Origin of the sequence: Microbacterium sp. Leaf351, from assembly GCF_001423825.1 — a bacterium.
Taxonomy (GTDB): Bacteria; Actinomycetota; Actinomycetes; order Actinomycetales; family Microbacteriaceae; genus Microbacterium; species Microbacterium ginsengisoli.
In genome coordinates this window covers 14,011-18,236 of the sequence record NZ_LMPK01000005.1, presented here as the reverse complement: position 1 = coordinate 18,236, position 4,226 = coordinate 14,011, and the positions used below count along the sequence as shown (strand labels likewise).

Annotated in this window: 4 protein-coding genes; 3 read left to right on the top strand and 1 reads right to left on the bottom strand. The window is 70.8% G+C overall.

Annotated features, from left to right (window positions below; translation table 11 throughout):
* From ASG00_RS02085 to ASG00_RS02075, 3 genes are all read left to right on the top strand, one after another.
* A partial coding sequence (locus tag ASG00_RS02085) for a hypothetical protein (RefSeq protein WP_235559068.1) occupies positions 1-1,234 on the top strand: 1,234 nt, incomplete at its 5' end.
* Positions 1,231-2,523, top strand: a complete 1,293-nt coding sequence (locus ASG00_RS02080) for an O-antigen ligase family protein (RefSeq protein WP_056206571.1) — start codon at positions 1,231-1,233, stop codon at positions 2,521-2,523. The genes ASG00_RS02085 and ASG00_RS02080, both read left to right, overlap by 4 nt.
* Positions 2,524-2,528: 5 nt before the next feature.
* On the top strand, positions 2,529-3,515 hold the full coding sequence (locus ASG00_RS02075; RefSeq protein WP_056206485.1) for a glycosyltransferase: 987 nt from the start codon (positions 2,529-2,531) through the stop codon (positions 3,513-3,515).
* A gap of 3 nt (positions 3,516-3,518) precedes the next feature.
* Here ASG00_RS02075 and ASG00_RS15115 read toward each other — a convergent pair.
* A partial coding sequence (locus ASG00_RS15115) for a DUF6541 family protein (protein ID WP_162238322.1) occupies positions 3,519-4,226 on the bottom strand: 708 nt, incomplete at its 5' end.

The following is a 4,226-nucleotide window of genomic DNA, read 5'->3' as shown; positions in this document are numbered from 1 at the left end:
CCCTGTCAGCCTAGGCGGGCGCGACTACGCTGAGATCACGATGGCCGTGCACTCGAGACACCCGATCGCCGCGCCGCCCGCCGCCCCGCTCCGCGAGACGACCCCGCACCTGCTGCTGCGCGCGTGGTGCCTCGTCGCGCTCGTCATCCTGGTGGGTCTCCCTCTCTGGGCATCGCTGCTCGGCCCCGACGTCGCCGAGCTGCTGCTCGCCGCCTCGCTCGTGGCCACGCTCGCGATCTGGCTCTTCGGCCGCGGGCGCCTCGCCTGGCGCCGGCTGCCGTGGGCGGCGCTCGCGTTCGTCGTCGTCGCGGCGACGACCATCGCCCTCTCCCCCGATCGGGCGACGCTCTGGCCCGCGGCACTCGCTCTCGCGTCCGCCGCGGTGCACGGCCTCTTCCTGGCGAGTGTGCTGACGTGGGTCGAGCTCGTGATCGCGCTTTCGTCGGCGGCGTCATGGGTGCTCGGGGCCGGACTCGCGCTGGAGGCGTGGGCGGCGACCGTGCTGCGCGGACCTCTCGAGGGCGCGACCGGGCTCCTCGTGAGCGACGGATCGCTCTGGCGTCTCGGCTCGATCACCGGTGGCCTCGGATCCCCCGACGTCCTCGCGGCGACGGCCCTCACCGGCCTCATCGCGACCGGCGCCCTGCTGCGTGCTCGGGCATCACGGAGCGGGGTGCGCGGGATCGTCCTGGCGCTGCAGCTTGTGATGTTCGTGCACGCCTGGTCGCCCGCGGGCGCGGCGGCCGCACTCGCGGTCGGGCTCGTGCTCACCACCCAGCTCCTCATGCGGACCGTGCGGCGTTTCGGCGGACGCACGCCGCTGTACGCCGCGTACACGGCCGCCGCCGTGGTGCTCTCGCTCATCGTGGTCGTGCTGTGGCCGCGGGAGGTGACCATCGCTCCGGCGTGGAGCGGCCTCTGGCTCACCGCCGGCCCCGTCGCGACGGTGCTCGGCGCCGCGGCACTGGCCGGCGCCGTGTGGCGATCGTGGTTCTTCGGCGTGGACCGACCGAGATGGGACATCCGCGACGACCGTCCCTACTCGGCGCTCACACTCGTGCCGACCCTCGCTCTGACGGTGACCCTCATCCACTCGGCGACCTCGCCGGCCGGGCTGCCGCCCTCGGCGTGGGCACTCGTCGTCGCCGTGACGTTCGCGATCAAGCGCGCGCCGCGCGTGACCGGCGATGCGCCCGCGCGCGGCGCCGTCTCTGAGCAATGGCGGTCTCGATGACGGATGCCGCCTCCGCCCGCCCGCCCGAACACCCCCTGACCACGCTCCTCGGCTCCGACAGATTCGCGCACGCCTTCACGATGACCGCTTTCCTGGTGGTCTGCTGCCGCACGGTCATCGAACGGACAGCGGGCATCGCGACCTACGTCACCATGGTGGCGGTGCTGTCGGTGCTCGCGGTGGCCGTCCTCCTCGCCCACCGACGCGTCATCTCCCTCCCCCGGCTGACCACGCCGCTCGCCGTCGGATTCGTCGGGTGGGCCGCCCTCAGCCTGCTGTGGAACACCGACCCTCAGGCCGGCCTCGTCTCAGCGGTCTCGATCGTCGCGATCGCGCTCGTCGGGGTCGCGATCGCGAACACCCGCGACACGCTCGAGGTCGTGCACGCGCTCGCCAACGTCGCGCGCATCGTGCTCGTGCTCTCGCTCGCCCTCGAACTGCTCGCGGGTGTCTTCCTCGACCATCCCATCGACGTCCTCGGCATCCAGGGCAACATCGCCTCGCTCGGACCCATCCAGGGCATCTTCGGCACCCGCAACGCCCTCGGGTTCACGGCGGTGATGGCGATCGTGACCTTCGTGATCGAGTGGCGAGCGAACACGGTCTCCCCGTGGCTCTCGCTCGGCTCCGTGCTGCTCGCCGGAGCGCTCGCCCTCCTCACGGGATCGCCGATCGTGCTGGTCGTCGCGATCGCCGGCGCGGTGGCGACATCCGTTCTGCTGATGGTTCGGCACACACGGGCGCCGTATCGGTCCGCCGTGCAGTGGACCCTCGGCGCCGCCGTGCTCGCCAGCATCGTGCTGGCCTACCTGCTGCGCCAGCGCCTCATCACCCTGATCGGCGCCGACAACGACATCAACGCACGCTACGACCTGTGGCTCACGGTGCTGCGATTCGTGCGCAGCCACCCCTTCCGAGGATGGGGCTGGTTCGGACCGTGGATCCCCGGCGACATGCCGTTCTCGGCCATCAACGCCAGCCTGGGCACGACCAACCTGTCGGCGCTGAACGCCTTCTTCGACGCGCTGCTGCAACTCGGCTGGATCGGGTTCGTCCTCTTCTTCGCGCTCTGCGCGACGGCCTTCGTGCGTTCATGGCTCGACGCATCCAACCGGCGCTCGGTCGTCTACGCGTGGACGCCGCTCGTGCTCGTCGCCCTCATCGTCTACTCCTGCTTCGAGAGCTTCGCCCTCTCGGGATTCGGATGGCTGCTGCTCGTCGTCTGCGCGACGCGCGCCTACGAGCACCAGTCGCTGTGGGAGTGGCGAGGAAGGCTCGGTAGGATGTGAGGGCTATGGCCGCCGCATCCCCTGCCTTCGACGTGCCCGCCACCACCTCGTTCGACCCCGCGTCGGCGACGATCGCGATCGTCACCTACAACCGGTCGGCGCTGCTGTCGAAGCTCCTCGACAGCATCATCGCGATGGATCCGAAACCGGGCCACGTCGTGATCGTCGACAACGCGTCGGGCGACGACACCACCGAGGTCGTCGAGGGCTACCGCTCGAGACTCGGCACCGATCTCGTCTACCGGCGCCTCGAGGAGAACACCGGCGGATCCGGCGGATTCAGCGCCGGCATGCAGGTGGCGTACGAGCTGGGCAGCGAGTGGATCTGGCTCATGGACGACGACGTGGAGGTCATCTCCGACGGACTCGCGCGCATGGGCGCGTGGGCACCGCGGTTCAAGAGCATCCAGGGGCGCCGCTACGACTACGACGGCAGCGAGTTCTACTGGCAGTACCGCCTGTCGATCCCCCTCGGCATCCCGATCCCGTTCGCGCCCGCGGGGTTCGATGGCGCCGGCTACCGGGAGATGAACTCGGGGTGCTTCGAGGGCATGTTCATCCACCGCTCGATCGTGGCCGAGATCGGCCTTCCCGACCCGCGCTTCTTCATCTACTGGGATGACTCGGTCTACGGCTGGCTCGCCTCGCTGCGCACGACCGCGGTCATCGTCAACGAGTTCGTCCTCACCCGCACGCGCGAGATCCGCCAGTGGGACATGGGCATCCGGCACCTGAACGCGTCGAGCGACGCGTACCGCTACTACATCATGCGCAACCGCGGGATCATGCGGCACTACTTCGCCGAGCACGGCGCCTACCGTCCGGTGCGTTTCGCGCTCGGCACGGCGCTCACGTTCGTCAAGGAGATCATCCGACTGCTCATCGTCGAGCGGAAGGTGCGCGGCACCAGCAATCTGTTCCGCGGCATGCGCGACGGCCTGCGCATCGCCCGCGACCGCTCGTGGGCGGTCATGCCGCCGCTCGGGGACTGAGCCCTACCCGGCGGGCAGAGGCCCGCACTGCGTGATCTCGAGCAGTGACGTGTCGCCGTCGGTCGCGACCGGGGTGAACAGGCCCGCCTCGACGGCGGCGTGCACGCCGGAGAAGTGGTTCCCCGAGGGGTCGCCGCCGCCGAAGGCGTGGGGGTTGTAGAGCACGTACCGCACGCGCAGGTCGTCGAGGGCCTGGCACACGGCCGGGTCGGTGCGGATGTCCTGCAGGTGGAAGGCGAGCAGCAGCCGCTGCGGATCCCACTGTCCGTTGACGTGAGGGAAGCCCGGCTCGCGGTCGCCGAACAGCAGCGACAGCCCCGACCCGTCCCACGGGTCGCCGATGACGCGCTGGCCGACGGGAACGATCATCGGCAGACGCGAGCTCATGAACTCGATCTGCGCGGCGGAGACGATCGCCTCGGTGGCGTGCGAGGCCGGCATCGCGAACACGCGCCCGATCGAGGCGGACGCGCCGCCGGCGACCAGGGACACGGCGGAGGTCGCGGTGACGACCCCGGCGAGGGCGAGCGCGCCGCCGCTGCGCGCACCGGCGCGGCGCAGCCACGCGGTCGCGGCGAGCACGCCGAGGGTCGCGAGGGTCACACCGATGACGGGCAGCACCGAGTCGATGCGGTAGCGGTCCTTGTACCAGAGCGCGGTCGCGAGCTTCGTGACGACGTCGTCGGAGCCGGCGGCGGCCGCGAACAGCAG

Coding starts and splice junctions, on each gene's coding strand:
- ASG00_RS02080 (WP_056206571.1), top strand. CDS start 1,231: ATGACGGATGCCGCCTCCGCCCGCCCGCCCGAACACCCCCTGACCACG.
- ASG00_RS02075 (WP_056206485.1), top strand. CDS start 2,529: ATGGCCGCCGCATCCCCTGCCTTCGACGTGCCCGCCACCACCTCGTTC.